Raw genomic sequence first — 13,687 nt, forward strand, 5'->3', positions numbered from 1 at the left:
GGCTTGAGGGCCGTGGAGGGCTTGGTGGTCCCGGTACGGGCGGTCAGGCATCCGGCGCTCCCCCGGCGTGCTCGGCGATGAGACCGGCCAGCCGGTCGAGCCCGAGCTCGATCTGATCCGTGGTCAGATAGCTGCACGACAGCCGGAGTTGGCGGGCCGAGCGGGCGTCGTCGCCGAAGTGGCGCATCGGGGTGAAGAGCACCCCGTGCCGGACCGCCGCGGCTTCGAGGAGCGCGTCGGTGACGGGGAACGGCACGGTCACCACCACGAAGAAGCCGCCCGCCGGGGTGTTCCAGGACACGCCGGGCACCGTCGCGAAGCGGCGGTCGAGGCCCTTGAGGAGGCAGTCGAGGTTGCGGCGGTACACGGCGATCGGCCGCTCGTTGGCGCGCAGCAGGCTGCCGCCGTGCTCCAGGAGCAGGCCGCCGACCAGGGCCTGGCTCACCGGCGAGGTGTTGACGCTCACCATGCTCTTGGCGCGGGCCAGTTCGTCGGCGAGCAGGCCGCCGTCCGGTCCCGCGATCCGCTGGTCCGCCACGGCGAAGCCCACCCGGGCGCCGGGGAAGCAGGTCTTCGCCAGCGACCCGAGGTAGACGACCCGCTGTTCGGTGTCGAGGGCCTTGAGCGTCGGCGGCCGCTCCCCCTCGGCGGCCGTGAAGTAGCCGTAGGGGTTGTCCTCCAGGAGCAGGATGTCGTCCTCGGCGGCGATCTCCAGGAGGCGGTGGCGGGTGGCCATGTCCAGGGAGTGGCCGCTGGGGTTGGAGAAGTCGGGCACCAGGTAGAGCGCCCGGGGCCGCTCCCCCGCGGCGCGCACCTCTTTGATCCGTGTGCGCAGGTCCTCGGGGCGCAGTCCGTGCGGGCCCTCGGGGACGGGCCGCACCGGCAGGTCGAGGAGGCGGGCGGCACCGGTCAGGCCGACGTAGGCGGGCGTCACCGCGAGCACGACGTCCCGCTCTGCGGCCTTCAGGGCGCGCAGCACCAGCCACAGGGCTTCCTGGGCTCCGACGGTGACCACGACGGCCTCCGGGTCCACGGTGATGCCCTCGTCCCGGTCGAGCTGATGGGCGATCAGTTCGTGGACGACGCCCTTGGTCCGCCCGTACTGGAACAGCTCCCGCCGCACCCGTGCCGCGTCGTAGCCCTGGTGCTCGGCCAGGTAGCGGGCGTAGGCGTCCAGGTAGCGGTGCAGGTCGGCGACGTCGAAGGTCTCCTCGGTGGGCCGTCCGGGCGCGAAGGAGATCGCGTCGGGGTAGCGGCCCGCCACCTCGTTGAGGAAGGTCATCGACAGCAGCGCGGGATCGGCGAGCGAGGCGTGCAGGTCCGCGCGGTCGAGCAGGACGGGATCGGTCATCGGGCCGCTCCCCTCAGCTCGGACGGCGAGGCTCCCCGCAGGTCGGCACGCGCCGCTCTCCGCAGGTCGGCACGCGCCGCTCCCCGCGCGCCCCGCGCATCGAGACCCCGTACGTCAACACCCCGTATGTCCAGACCCCGTACGTCCAGACCCCGGACATCGAGGCCCCGCGCGTCGGCCGGGGTGGCGCAGCCGGAGAGGGCGAGGGCGGCACGCAGTTCGCCCTGCACCAGGCGCAGGACCTCGCGGACGCCGTTCTCGCCGTCGACGGCCAGGCCCCACAGGACCGGGCGTCCGAGCAGCACCCCGTCCGCGCCGAGCGCCAGCGCCTTGAGGACGTCGGTGCCGCCGCGGATGCCGCTGTCGAAGAGGACCCGGCAGCCGCCGGGGACGGCCTCGCGGACGGCGGGCAGCATCTCGACGCTGGTCACCGCGCCGTCCAGCTGGCGGCCGCCGTGGTTGGAGACCACCACCGCGTCGGCACCCGCGGCGGCGGCCCGGGCGGCGTCGCGCGGGTCCAGGAGGCCCTTGACGATCAGCGGCAGCCGGGTGGCGGCGCGCAGTTCGGCGAGGGCGTCCCAGTCGAGGTCGGCCGCGAACGCCTCGGCGGTGTGGACGGCCACGGCGGAGCTGCCGGGGCGCGTGTCATGGGTTCCGCTCGTGGAGTCGGGGGCGAGGTGGACGGCCGTGACCTCCGGCGGCAGGGCGAAGCCGTGGCGCACGTCCCGCAGGCGGCGCCCCATCTCGGAGACGTCCACGGTCACCATCAGCGCCGAGCAGCCCGCGCGCTCGGCCCGGCGGACCAGTCCGGCGGTGGCGGGGCGGTCCCGCAGGCAGTACAGCTGGAACCAAGTGTCCGCGCCGAGCGCGGTGATCTCCTCGACGGGCGTGCTGCTGAGGGTGCTGAGCACGAACGGCACCCCGGCCGCGCGGGCCGCGCGGGCCGTGGCCGCCTCGCCGTCGGGGTGGAACAGCCGCTGGTACGCCATGGGGGCGACGGCGACGGGCAGGGCCGCCGGGGTGCCGAGCAGGTCGGTCGCGGTGGTGCGGCCCGCGCCGCCGGTCAGCACCCGGGGCACCAGGGCGAGCCGGTCGAGGGCGGCGCGGTTCGCGGCCAGCGTCAGCTCCTCGCCGCTGCCGCCCGCGACGAAGTCCCAGACGGGCGCGGGCAGGCTCCGCTCGGCGAGGGCGGCGAAGTCCTCGGTGCGCACCGGTGCGGGGGCGGTCACCGCAGCACTTCCCCTGCGCCGAGGCGTTCGGCCTCCACGGCCTCGTACAGGGCCTTGATGTTGCCGCTGCCGAAGGTGCGGGCGCCGAACCGCTCGATCACCTCGTGGAAGAGGGTGCGCCGGGGGTGGGTGGAGCGGGTGAAGATCTGGAAGAGCTGGCCGTCGTGGTCCTCGTCGACCAGGACGTTCAGGTCGTGCAGGGCGGGGATGCCGTGCCGGGTCAGCTCCATGCGGTCGGCAAGCATCGTGTAGTAGGCGTCGGGTACGGAGAGGAACTCGACGTCGCGCTCGCGCAGGGTGCCCACCGCGCGCACGATGTCGCGGGCGGCGAACGCCAAGTGCTGCACGCCGGGGCCGCCGTGGTCGTCGAGGAAGCGGTCGATCTGGCCGGGCTCGGCGCTGGTGTCGGGCTCGATCAGGGTGAGCGTGACCTTGCCGGTGGCGCTCTGCACCACCTTGGAGTCCATCGCCTGCGCGCCCACCTTGATCAGCTCGCGGAAGATCATGCGGAAGCCGAGCACCTGGGTGTAGAAGTCGACCGTGCGCTCCAGCTCCCCGGCGGGCAGGCACACCGCGAAGTGGTCGAGGTCCTCCAGGAGGTCGTCGGCCAGGTCCCCGGCGGCGTCCGGCAGGGCGGTGAAGCCCGGCGGCAGCCCGTCGGGGCCGGGCTCGACGAGGGTGTGCACCACGTCGCCGAAGCCCGCGATGACCGCGGTGGTGCGGCCGTCCGCGTGCCGGGTCGGCACGGCGAGCGGCACCGCGCCCCGGGAGACCGCCTCGGCGAAGGCGGACGGCACGTCGTCGACGGCGAGCGCGATGTCGCCGACTCCGTCGCCGTGGGCCAGGACGTAGTCGGCGCCACGGTGGCGCGGTGAGCGCGCCTGGGTCAGGACGAGGGTGATGCGGCCCTGGCGCAGCGCCAGGGACTCGGCGTCCTCGCTCACCGCCCGGGCCACCGGGCGGAAGCCGTAGGCCCCGGTCAGTTCGGCGGCGGCGGTCGCCAGGTCGGCGACGTAGGACTCGACGTGGCTGATGTCGAATGCGGGTGCGTAAGGCGTGGGTGCGTGAGGCAGGGGTGCGTACGTCATGGGTGAGCCGTTCCTCAGGGGGTGGCGGGGGCAGGGGCGGGCGCGGTGAGCGCGGCGATCCGGGTGGGCAGGGCGTTCCACACGGCGGGGGTGTAGAAGTGCCCGCCGGGCAGCACGTCGTGGCGGAATCCACCGGTGGTCAGGGCCGCCCAGCGCGTTCCGGCGTCGGCGTCGATCACCGGGTCGTCCGCGCCCGACAGGACGTGCAGGGGCACGTCGACGCGGGTGCCGGGGGCGAAGGTGAAGGTGTCGCGGGCGCGGATGTCGGCGCGCATCAACTCCACGGCCATCTCGGTGAGTTCGGGTTCGTCGAGGACGTGTGCGGGCAACAGGCCGTGGGTGCGCATCCAGTCGAGCAGCTCGCCGTCGTGCTGCTCCTGTGCGGGGAACCGGTCCCGCTCGGTGAGGCCCTGGTCGGGCGCGTTGCAGGCGGAGACCACCAGGGCCTGAGGGACCGCGGCGCCCGCCGCCGCAAGCCGGGCGGTGACCTCGAAGGCCATCCAGCCGCCCATGCTGTGCCCGAACAGGACGTAGGGGCCGTTCGCGGCGACGGAGGCGACGGCGTGCACGGCGTCCGCCGCGAGCGCGTCCCACGTCTGGGCGCAGTCCTCAAGAAAGCGGCCCTCGCGCCCCGGGTAGCAGATCGCCACCAGGTCGGTGTCGTCCGGCAGTACGGGGATCCAGGGGTGGAAGGAGGCCGTGCCGCCGCCGCAGAAGCCCAGGCAGACCAGGGTGCGGGCGGGCTCGGCGCGCTGGGTGAGGCGGACGACGGTGGTGTCGGCGACGCTCACGTCGGCGGCGCTCACTTCGTCGGCGCTCACGTCGTCGGCGCCGGTCCCCGCCGGGGCGCCGATGCCCGCGGCACTCAGGTCCGGGCCACCCGCGCCCGGGGCTCTGGTCCCCGCAACGCCCAGCTCTGCGGCGCTCATGAGCCGCCTCCCTGCCGGACCGACTCCGCGTGCCGCGCCAGGTCGCTCAGCTTCGGGAACCGGTAGACGTCCTTGGTGGGCAGTGTGATCCCGGCGGTCCGCTTGAGCCGGGAGACCACCTTCAGGGCCACCAGCGAGTGGCCGCCGAGCGCGAAGAAGTTCTCGTCGGCGTGGACGCTGTCGCGGCCCAGCACCTCGGCCCACACCCCGGCGATGAGCTGTTCCAGCTCGCCCTCGGGTGCCCGGCCCGCGGCCGTGGGCACCGCCGTGATGGGGGGCAGCGCGGCGGTGTCGACCTTGCCGCCCGGGGCCATGGGCAGCGCGTCGAGCCGCACGAACGCCGACGGCACCACATGGGCGGGCAGCACGGCTGCGCAGTGCGCGCGCAGCGCCTCGTCGGTGGCGGTCGCCCCCGGCACGGTGACGCAGTACGCGGCCAGCAGGGCGTCGCCCTCCGGTCCGGTGCGCGGCGCGACCACGGCGGCGGTGACCTCCGGGTGCTCGCGCAGCCGGTCCTCCGCCTCGCCCGGCTCCACCCGGAAGCCGCGCACCTTGACCTGCCGGTCGGTGCGGCCGAGGAACTCCAGGGTGCCGTCCGGGCGGCGGCGCACCCGGTCTCCGGTGCGGTACATCCGGCTGCCGTCGGCCGCGAAGGGGTCCGCGACGAACCGCTCGGCGGTGCGGCCCGGTTGACCGGCGTAGCCCGTGGCCACGGCGGCGCCCGCCAGGTACAGCTCGCCGGTGCCGGTCGGCGCCAGCTTCTCGTCGAGCACCTGGGCGCGCACATGGCGCAGAGGGTGGCCGAGGTGGGGCGCGGGCCCGGTGACCGGGGTGGCGGTGGCGTCGACGGTGCACTCGGTGGGCCCGTACAGGTTCCAGGCGTCCTCGCCTTCGGCGAGCGTGCGCCACATCCGCTCGGGGACGGGCTCGCCACCCAGCAGCAGCCGCAGCCCGCGCCCGCGCAGCCGGGAGCTGACGAGCTGCCAGTGCGAGGGCGTGAAGTCCACGTCACAGACGCCGTGTTCCTCCAGGAGCGTCGCGAGCCGGGTCGGGTCGGTGCGGTCGTCGTCGGAGAGCAGCACCAGGGTGTCGCCGCGGCAGATCCGGGCCCACTGCTGCACCGAGGCGTCGAAGGACAGGCTGGCGTTCCAGGCGACCACCCGGTGCCCGGCCGCGTAGACGCCGCGTTCCTCAAGTCCCGCCACCAGCGCGGCGACGGCGCCCCGGGTGACCTCCACGCCCTTGGGTCGGCCGGTGGAGCCCGAGGTGTGGATGACGTACGCCGGGTCGAGCGCGGCCGCGGCCGGGTCCTCGTACCGGTCGCCGCCCTGGTCGTCGTACCGGCCCTCGGACCGGTCGCCGTACGGGTCCTCGAACGAGCCCTCGCCCCGGCAGTCGTCCGTTCCGTCCGGCGTCCCGTCCGGCCCGAGGACCGGCAGGCCGTCGGCCCACGGCGGGGCCGCGGTGTCGCAGACCACCGCGCGCAGCCGCGCGTCGGCGGCGACGAAGGCGAGCCGGTCGTCGGGGTACGCCGGGTCGAGCGGCACATAGGCGGCGCCCGCCCGCCAGGCGGCCAGGGGCGCCACCGCCCAGTGCGTGCCGCGGCGGGCGCTGACGCCGACCCGGTCGCCGCGGCCGACGCCCAGGGCGCGCAGCCGCCCGGCGAGGCGGGCCGTGCGCTCGCTCAGCTCGGCGAAGGTGAGGGAACCGTCGGGGGCGTGGATCGCGACGCGGTCCGGGACCGCCGCCGCGGTGGCGAGGAAGCGCGCCACCAGGTCCTGCGGATCAGCCACGGGACACCCCCGGAGCGGCGGCGCTCGGCTGGACGGTCGGCGCGCAGTCGGCGACGGCGACCGGGTCGCCCATCGCGACCAGGATGCGCCGGTCGCCGCGGAAGGGGTCGCGGGCGTGCGCGGAGAGGATGTTGTCGACGAGCATCAGGTCGCCCGGCTGCCAGGCACGGCGCACCGTGGCCTGTTCGTAGGCGGCGTTGACGGCGGCCACGTCCTCGGCGGTCAGCGGGACGCCGTCCGCGATGGCGGTGGCGAACGGCAGGCCGTCCGGGCCGAGCTGTTCGAGGAGGACCTCGCGGATGTCCTCGTCCAGGGAGAACTCGCTCCAGAACGCGAGGTGGTTGAACCACACCTCGTCGCCGGTGTGCGGATGGCGGATGATGCCGGGCCGCAGCTGGTCGGTGCGCAGCTCGCCGTCCTCGCGCCACTGGCAGGAGATGAGGTTCTCGGCGCAGTACTCCTCGACGTGCTGGGCGGAGTCGGCGGCGAACGCGGCCTGCCAGGCGACCGACAGGTTCGGCGAGTAGTTGCGGGTCAGCACCCAGCCGTGCGCGCGCATCCGCTCGACCAGGTCGCGCGGCAGCAGCCGCAGCACCTCGCGGCAGTCGGTGACCGGGGTGGCGCCGCCCTCCTCGGGCGCGGTCAGGCAGCCGAAGAGCAGCAGGCCGGGGAAGGTCAGGGTGTAGCTGTTCTCGTTGTGCGGGCGGATCGCCTGGGCGGCGGGCAAGTCGGTGGAGGAGAAGACGCCGCTGCCGTAGTCGCTGCGGGGGGTGGCCTTCTCCCGGTACGGGGTGGCCGTCGGGATCAGCTCGTCGCGCACCAGCGCGAAGTCCTCCACGCTGTGGACGGGCAGGCCGCGCAGGTAGACCGCGCCGAACCGGTGGAGCGCGGCGCGCAGTTCGCCCCGGTGGGCGGCGAGCCAGTCGCGGGCGGCGGCCGCGTCGGCGAGTTCGGGCGCGTCGGCGGTGGCGGGCGCGCCGGGCTCGGTGTGCCAGTGGAGTGCGGTCGTCATCGCGCACCGCCCGCGGTCGCCTCGGCGCGGTGCAGCTCCAGGGTGCAGCACTTGACGCTGCCGCCGCCCTTCAGCAGCTCGGACAGGTCGACGCCGATCGGCTGGAAGCCGCGGTCCGCGAGCCGGTCCGCGAGGTTGCCCGCGGTCTCCGGGAGCAGCACGTGCCGCCCGTCGCAGATCGCGTTGAGCCCGAACGCCTCGGCGTCGGCCTCGTCGGCGAGGAGCGCGTCGGGGTAGAGCGCGCGCAGGGTCTCCTGGCTCTCGGGCGAGAAGGCGCCCGGGTAGTACGCGATGTCGTCGTCGAGGACGGCGAGCGCGGTGTCCAGGTGGTAGAAGCGCGGGTCGACCAGGGTGAGGCCGACCACCGGGGCGCCGAGGACGCGCTCCGCCTCGGCGTGCGCGGCGCGGTCGGTGCGGAACCCGCTTCCGGCGAGGATCCTGTCGCCCGCCACCAGGTAGTCGCCCTGGCCCTCGTTGGTGTGGCGGGCGGTGTGCACCACCGGGTAGCCGCGCTGTTCGAACCAGTCCCGGTAGGCGGGGGCCTCGGCGGCCCGCTCGGGGTGGCGGAAGGAGGCGACGAGGGCGCGCCCGTCCAGGACGGTGGCGCCGTTGGCGGCGTACACCATGTCGGGCAGGCCCGGCAGCGGGTCGATCAGCTCGACGGTGTGGCCGAGTTCCTGGTGGAGCGCGTACAGCCGCTCCCACTGGAGGACGGCGAGGCCGGTGTCGGTCGGCTTGGCCGGGTCCATCCAGGGGTTGATGCGGTAGCTGACGGTGAAGTGGGTGGGGCGGCACATCAGGTAGTGCCGGGGTCGGGCGGTGCGCGGGGTGGGCACGGTTCAGGCCTCCTGCAAGGCGGCGGTCAGGCTGGCCGGGCGCAGGTCGGTCCAGGTCCGCTCGACGTGGTCCAGGCACTCCTGGCGGGTGGCGGGGCCGTGCGTGGTGCGCCAGCCGGCCGGGACGTCGAGGGAGGCGGGCCACAGCGAGTGCTGGTTCTCCTCGTTCACCAGGACGAGGAACACGGCCTGTTCGTCCTCGAAGGGGTTGGTCACGAGTGGTCCTCTTTTCGTGAGACAGATGAGGTGGGCAGGGCAGGTGGTACGGGTGGGGCGGTGGAGGTGCGCCAGCCGCCGTGGAGGGGGGATGCCGCGAAGGCGCGGCGCCAGATGGTCAGGGCGACGGACCGGGCGGTCCGCTCCGGGGTGGCCACGGTGAACAGGCCGAGGTGCAGGCGTCCGGGACGGCCGGTCCTGACGCTGATGTGCTCCAGTCGTTCACCGGGGGCCGCCGACGCCCACAGCAGGTCGACGAGGCGGGCGCTGTCCGCCGCGCCGATCGTGTGGGGGCGGTCGGTGTCGAGGGTGATGACGGTCAGCTCCACGCGGCGGTCCCTCCGTCCCGGTACGGGCCGGACGCGGCCGCGCCGGGGGTCGTACCGGTGGCGTGCGGGAGGAAGGAAGTCATGGAGGTGCCCTCATCGGCAGGGGAGACGGGAAGGGAGCGATCCGGAAGGAGAAGCTCCCGGCGCGAGGAGATCCGGGATGCGCCCGGCGGGCCGTTCGGCGCGGCGCCGGGGCGATGCCCTCATCCTGACCGGCACGCATGCCTCCAGGGAACGGGTTCCGGCTGGTCAGAACCGTCCAGGCCGCTTTGGGACAGCTCTATGGACAGCTCTTCGGGACACCGTGGGCGCCGCACCGCGCAGGCCGCTTCGGGACAGCGTCCGCGCCGGGCGCCCGCCACGTAGACGCGGGATCTATGGCACGTAGATCGACGGATCGCACACTGGCCGTCGACCCGCTGGGAGGCCCGGCGGGCGCACAGCGGACGAATAAGGGGTGCGGATGTCCACGACGTTGGGTCTGGAGGCTCTGGACCGGACGGTGTACCAGGCGATGCTCAGTCACCCGGCTCTGGGCGTGGCCGAACTCGCGGCCGAGCTGGCCCTGCCGCAGGACGAGATCCACGCCTGCCTCGACCGGCTCTTCGCCCTGCGACTGGTCCAGGCGTCGTTCGAGGCGCCCAGCCGGTTCACGGTGGTGGATCCGGTGCTCGGGGTGAAGCGGCTGCTCGACCAGCAGCACGAGGAACTGGTGCGGCGCCAGCGCCAGTTGGCCAGCAGCCAGCAGGCCCTGGTGCGCATCCTCGCCAGCGGGGGCGGCACTGCCCGGAAGGCCGACGGCGTGGAGCAGCTGACCGGTCTCGACGCGGTGCAGCGGCGCCTTGAGCGGCTGGCCCTGGAGGCCGAGCGCGAGATCCTCACCTTCCTGCCCGGCGGCCCGCGGCCAGCGGGCCCGCTGAGCGCCGCGCGGCGCAACGACGCCCTCGCCCTCCAGCGCGGAGTGGCGGTCCGCACCGTCGGCCTGGACGGCGTACGCGACGACGAGGAGACCCTGCGCCACGCTCGCGCGCTGGTCGAGCAGGGCGGTCAGTTCCGCACGGCGGCCGCTCTGCCGACCGGGCTGACCGTCGTCGACCGCAGGCTCGCCCTGGTGTCCGTGGATCCGTCCGACAGCGGCAAGGGTGCCCTGTTCCTCACCGTCCCGGGCGTGATCGCCGCGCTGTGCGCCCTGTTCGAGCAGGTGTGGGAGGCCGCGGTCCCGCTCGGCGGTGGATCAGATCAGGCCCGATATGTGCCGAGCGAGCAGGAGCGGGCCCTGCTCGCGCTGCTCGCGCGGGGCCACACCGACGAGTCCGCCGCCGTCCAGCTGCACGTCTCGGCCCGCACCGCGCGGCGGATCATGGCCTCGCTCATCGAGCGCCTCGGCGCCCGCAGCCGCTTCGAGGCGGGCCTGCGCGCGGCGCGCCTCGGCTGGGTCTGATGGGTCTGAGCAGTCGTGGGTCTGATGGCTCTGAGCAGTCGCCACGACATGGCCGAATCCCGCACCCGAATGACTCCCCGCAGGTCACCCCCACCCTTACGATGATGATCACATTGACCGACCACCGTCCTGGCCAGAGGGGGGCTCGCGCCCGGCGGGAGTGATGAAGCTCGGGGGAACTGTGGAATTCTTCGTGCTCGGTGCCGTCGGCATACGGATCGACGGCACCGTCGTGCCAGGGGGCTCGCCCCAGCAGCAGGCGACTCTGGCCACGCTGGCGCTGCGCGCCGGACACGTCATACCGCTGCACGAGCTGATGAGTGCCGTGTGGGGCGAGGAGGCACCGGGCTCCGCAGTGACGATTCTGCGCACCTATGTGTGGCGGCTGCGCAAGATCCTGGAGCGCGGCGGCGACCCCCAGGTGCTGGCCTCCGCGAGCGACGGCTACCGCCTTGCGGTGCGGCCGTCCGCCGTCGACGCGCTCCGCAGCGAGCGCCTGGTGACGGAGGCGGCCCACGCCCGCAAGGACGAGCGGTACGACGACTGCGCCGAACTGCTCGCCGAGGCGGAGGGCCTGTGGCGGGGAGAGCCGCTGGCCGGGGTGCCAGGGCCGTTCGCGGACCAGCAGCGCTCCCGCCTGACCGAGCTGCGGCTGCACCTGCTGGAGGAGCGCTTCGACCTGGACGTGCTGCTGGGCCGCCACGCCCAGGTCATCCCGGACCTGACCGGGTTCATCCAGGAGCAGCCGCTGCGCGAGCGGCCCTACGGGGTGCTGATGCGCGCCCTGTTCGCCTCCGGGCGGCAGGCCGACGCCCTGGCCCTGTTCGCCAAGGCCCGCGATCTGCTCGCGGCGGAGCTCGGCCTCGACCCGGGCCCGGAGCTCCAGCGGCTGCACCAGCGCATCCTGGCGGGCGACCCGGAACTGGCCGCGCCGCTGCGGGCCACGGCCCCCGCGGTGTCCCCGGCACCCGTGGCGGAACCCGAGGCGGAGGGCGCGGGCCAGGACTCCGGGGCCTTCGTGCGTCCGGCGCAGCTTCCCGCGGACATCGCCGACTTCAGCGGGCGCGCCGCCGCGCTCGACGGGCTGCACGCCACCCTCACCGACGCGGGCCGCACCGCGCTGGCCATCGCCACCATCAGCGGGATGGGCGGCATCGGCAAGAGCGCCCTGGCGCTGCGGGTGGCGCACCGCGCCAAGGACGCCTTCCCCGACGGCCAGCTCTACGTCGACCTGCGCGGCACCAGCGCGGACGCGGCGGCGCCCGCCGCGGTCCTGGCCAGCTTCCTGTCCGCCCTGGGCGTGCCCCGCCAGCGGATCCCGGGGTCGGTCGAGGACCGGGCGCGGCTGTTCCGGACGGTCCTCGACGGGCGGCGGGTGCTGTTGCTGCTCGACAACGCCCGGGACGCGGCCCAGGTCAGGCCGCTGCTGCCCGGGGCCGTGCACTGCGCGGTCGTGGTGACCAGCCGGGCCCGCCTCGCCGGGGTGCCGTCCGGCAGCCATGTGCGGCTCGGCGAGTTCAGCACCGGTGAGGCCCTGTCCCTGCTGCGGCACATCGCGGGCGCCGACCGGGTCGACGGGGAGAAGTCCGCGGCGGTGGCGCTGGTGGGTGCCTGCGCCCATCTGCCGCTCGCGGTCCGCATCGTGGCCACCCGCCTCGCGACGCGGCCCAGCTGGACGGTGGCCCACCTGGTGACGCGGCTCGCCGACGAGCGGCGCCGCCTGGCCGAACTGCGGGCGGACGACCTGGCGGTGGCGGCGGTCTTCGAGTTCGGCTACGACCAGCTCGCCCCCGACCAGGCGCTGGCGTTCCGGTCGCTGGCGCCGGTGACGTGGCCGACCATCGGTCTCGACGCCGCCGCGGCGGCGCTGGAGCGGTCGGCGGGCGACACCGGGGAGCTGTTGGAGGCCCTGGTGGACGCGGCACTCCTCGAATCTCCGGAGCCGGGCCGCTACCAGTACCACGACCTCGGCCGTGACTTCGCCCTGAACCTGCCCCGGCCGCAGGACCGCGTTCCGGCGGTGCGCCCGCTGCTGCACCACCTGCTGCGGCGGGCGGCCGCCGCGTTCCAGCGGATGGTGCCGGGCGACCCGGTGCACAGCACCATCGCGGCGACGGCCGCGGAGCCCGGCGCCCGCCCCTTCGCCGACCTCGCCGAGGCCCGCGAGTGGGTGCTCGCCGAGTCCGACTGCGCCGTCCACGCCGTCCAGCTCCTGCTCACCGAGGCGGGGCGCCCCGACCCGGACCTGCTGTCGGTGGCCGCGGACCTGCTGGTGGCGCTCAGCTCCTTCGGCCAGGACATCTCGTACGCGCGCATGGCCGTCACCGCCCGCGCGCTCGCCGAGGCGGCGACCCTTCAGGGAGCCCATCGGGCGGCCGGTCGCGCCCACTTCATCTGCGGCAACGCCGCGCTTCAGGCGACCCGGCTGGTCGAGGCGCGCACCCACTCGCTGCTGGCGGCCGAGGCGTGCCGCCGCGCCGACGACCGGGCCATCCTCCAGCAGGCGTACAACGACCTCGGCGTCATCGCCCAGTTCGAGCAGCACTACGACGACGCGGCCGGATACTTCGACCAGGCGCTGGTCCTCGCCCGCGGGCAGGGCCAGCGCTCGGCCGAGCTGTTCACCACCCTCAACGCGGCCCTGGCGAGGATCCGCGGCGGTCGCGCCGAGGAGGCGCTGCCGTCCTGCGAGGCGGCGCTGGCGGCGCTGCGCGACCTCGCGACCCCGCACGGCGTCGCCCACGCGCTGTGCGTGCGCGGCCAGGCGCTGCACGAGCTGGGCCTGCTGGCGGAGGCGCGGGCCAGCTACGTGGAGTGCGTCGAGGTCTGCGAGGCCGCGCGGATCCCCGCCAAGCGGGCGCAGGCCCACTACCGGCACGCGGAGACCCTCCGCGCCCTGGGTCTCGTCGAGCCCGCCCTGGAGGCCGCGGGCCTGGCGGTGGCCTACTACCGGACCGCGCCGAACCACGCCCGGGACCAGGGCTACGCCCTGCTGATCCACGCCCGGGTGTCGCTCGACGCAGGGCGCCCGGAGGAGGCCCACGGCCATGCCCGCGAGGCCCTGGAGGTCTTCACGCGGGCCGGGCTGCCGGAGGCGGCGCAGGCCCGGCACCTGGTCGAGGCCGGGCAGCGGACGCCGGTCTAGCGGCTGTGGCCGGGCCGGTCTGCGGGGCCGGTACGAGGGGCCGGTGCGGCCCGGCCGTCATGCCTGGCTGTTGTACTCCTCGGGCTCGCCGCTGGCCTGGAACGTGCTGGTGGTCGTGACCGGCTCCGACGCGGCGGCGGACCGCGCCGCCACGGGGCCGGTGACACCGAGGAGCAGGGCGAGGACGGCCGGAACGAGAACGGTCAGACGACGCTTCACGGGCTTCTGGCTGCGCAGCACGACAGAACCTACTTCACTGGGTAGTGGAGGGCCGATCCCCTCGGGGATCCGGCCCGGTGCGGTGTGATGTCGCAACCT

At 74.8% G+C, this 13,687-nt stretch carries 12 protein-coding genes; 2 read left to right on the forward strand and 10 right to left on the reverse strand.

All coding sequences use genetic code 11. The annotated features are described in order from the left end of the window. Window positions 1–43 precede the first annotated feature (43 nt). From ACOBQU_RS01030 to ACOBQU_RS01070, 9 genes are read right to left on the reverse strand one after another with little or no spacing between them, the layout of a single operon-like run. Window positions 44–1,351, reverse strand: a complete 1,308-nt coding sequence (locus ACOBQU_RS01030; RefSeq protein WP_423623723.1) for a PLP-dependent aminotransferase family protein — start codon at window positions 1,349–1,351, stop codon at window positions 44–46. Beyond that, a complete protein-coding gene (locus ACOBQU_RS01035; RefSeq protein ID WP_423623725.1) occupies window positions 1,348–2,580 on the reverse strand; it encodes an alpha-hydroxy acid oxidase in 1,233 nt (410 codons plus the stop codon). The genes ACOBQU_RS01030 and ACOBQU_RS01035 overlap by 4 nt, the downstream gene beginning before the upstream one ends. Next, on the reverse strand, window positions 2,577–3,668 hold the full coding sequence (gene hppD / locus ACOBQU_RS01040) for a 4-hydroxyphenylpyruvate dioxygenase (RefSeq protein WP_423623727.1): 1,092 nt from the start codon (window positions 3,666–3,668) through the stop codon (window positions 2,577–2,579). Before hppD ends, ACOBQU_RS01035 begins: the two co-directional genes overlap by 4 nt. Before the next feature lie 14 nt (window positions 3,669–3,682). Then, window positions 3,683–4,597 carry a thioesterase II family protein gene (locus ACOBQU_RS01045; RefSeq protein ID WP_423623728.1) on the reverse strand — a complete coding sequence of 305 codons (915 nt, stop codon included), beginning with the start codon at window positions 4,595–4,597 and terminating at the stop codon, window positions 3,683–3,685. Next, on the reverse strand, window positions 4,594–6,390 hold the full coding sequence (locus ACOBQU_RS01050; RefSeq protein ID WP_423623730.1) for a non-ribosomal peptide synthetase: 1,797 nt from the start codon (window positions 6,388–6,390) through the stop codon (window positions 4,594–4,596). The genes ACOBQU_RS01045 and ACOBQU_RS01050 overlap by 4 nt, the downstream gene beginning before the upstream one ends. Continuing rightward, complete coding sequence (locus ACOBQU_RS01055; RefSeq protein ID WP_423623732.1) at window positions 6,383–7,402, reverse strand: TauD/TfdA family dioxygenase; 1,020 nt, start codon at window positions 7,400–7,402, stop codon at window positions 6,383–6,385. Before ACOBQU_RS01055 ends, ACOBQU_RS01050 begins: the two co-directional genes overlap by 8 nt. Beyond that, window positions 7,399–8,238 (reverse strand): dimethylargininase, encoded by an 840-nt coding sequence (gene ddaH / locus ACOBQU_RS01060; RefSeq protein ID WP_423623734.1) that lies wholly within the window; start codon window positions 8,236–8,238, stop codon window positions 7,399–7,401. Before ddaH ends, ACOBQU_RS01055 begins: the two co-directional genes overlap by 4 nt. Window positions 8,239–8,241: 3 nt before the next feature. Continuing rightward, a complete protein-coding gene (locus ACOBQU_RS01065; RefSeq protein ID WP_423623736.1) occupies window positions 8,242–8,454 on the reverse strand; it encodes an MbtH family protein in 213 nt (70 codons plus the stop codon). Beyond that, complete coding sequence (locus tag ACOBQU_RS01070; protein WP_423623737.1) at window positions 8,451–8,783, reverse strand: hypothetical protein; 333 nt, start codon at window positions 8,781–8,783, stop codon at window positions 8,451–8,453. Before ACOBQU_RS01070 ends, ACOBQU_RS01065 begins: the two co-directional genes overlap by 4 nt. A 463-nt stretch (window positions 8,784–9,246) precedes the next feature. On the opposite strand from ACOBQU_RS01070, the gene ACOBQU_RS01075 reads away from it, so the two are divergent. Beyond that, a complete protein-coding gene (locus ACOBQU_RS01075; RefSeq protein WP_423623739.1) occupies window positions 9,247–10,224 on the forward strand; it encodes a helix-turn-helix transcriptional regulator in 978 nt (325 codons plus the stop codon). A gap of 181 nt (window positions 10,225–10,405) precedes the next feature. Next, a complete protein-coding gene (locus tag ACOBQU_RS01080; RefSeq protein WP_423623741.1) occupies window positions 10,406–13,369 on the forward strand; it encodes an AfsR/SARP family transcriptional regulator in 2,964 nt (987 codons plus the stop codon). Window positions 13,370–13,426: 57 nt separating this feature from the next. Here ACOBQU_RS01080 and ACOBQU_RS01085 read toward each other — a convergent pair whose 3' ends face one another. Further along, window positions 13,427–13,609 carry a hypothetical protein gene (locus ACOBQU_RS01085; RefSeq protein WP_423623743.1) on the reverse strand — a complete coding sequence of 61 codons (183 nt, stop codon included), beginning with the start codon at window positions 13,607–13,609 and terminating at the stop codon, window positions 13,427–13,429. Window positions 13,610–13,687 lie beyond the last annotated feature (78 nt).

The sequence above is a fragment of the Streptomyces sp. G45 genome (assembly GCF_049542095.1).
Taxonomy (GTDB): domain Bacteria; phylum Actinomycetota; class Actinomycetes; order Streptomycetales; family Streptomycetaceae; genus Streptomyces.

Bases quoted from the DNA above. Each gene is read 5' to 3' on its own strand.
- ACOBQU_RS01030 (WP_423623723.1), bottom strand. From the start codon at position 1,351: ATGACCGATCCCGTCCTGCTCGACCGCGCGGACCTGCACGCCTCGCTC.
- hppD (WP_423623727.1), bottom strand. From the start codon at position 3,668: ATGACGTACGCACCCCTGCCTCACGCACCCACGCCTTACGCACCCGCA.
- ACOBQU_RS01045 (WP_423623728.1), bottom strand. From the start codon at position 4,597: ATGAGCGCCGCAGAGCTGGGCGTTGCGGGGACCAGAGCCCCGGGCGCG.
- ACOBQU_RS01055 (WP_423623732.1), bottom strand. From the start codon at position 7,402: ATGACGACCGCACTCCACTGGCACACCGAGCCCGGCGCGCCCGCCACC.
- ACOBQU_RS01075 (WP_423623739.1), top strand. From the start codon at position 9,247: ATGTCCACGACGTTGGGTCTGGAGGCTCTGGACCGGACGGTGTACCAG.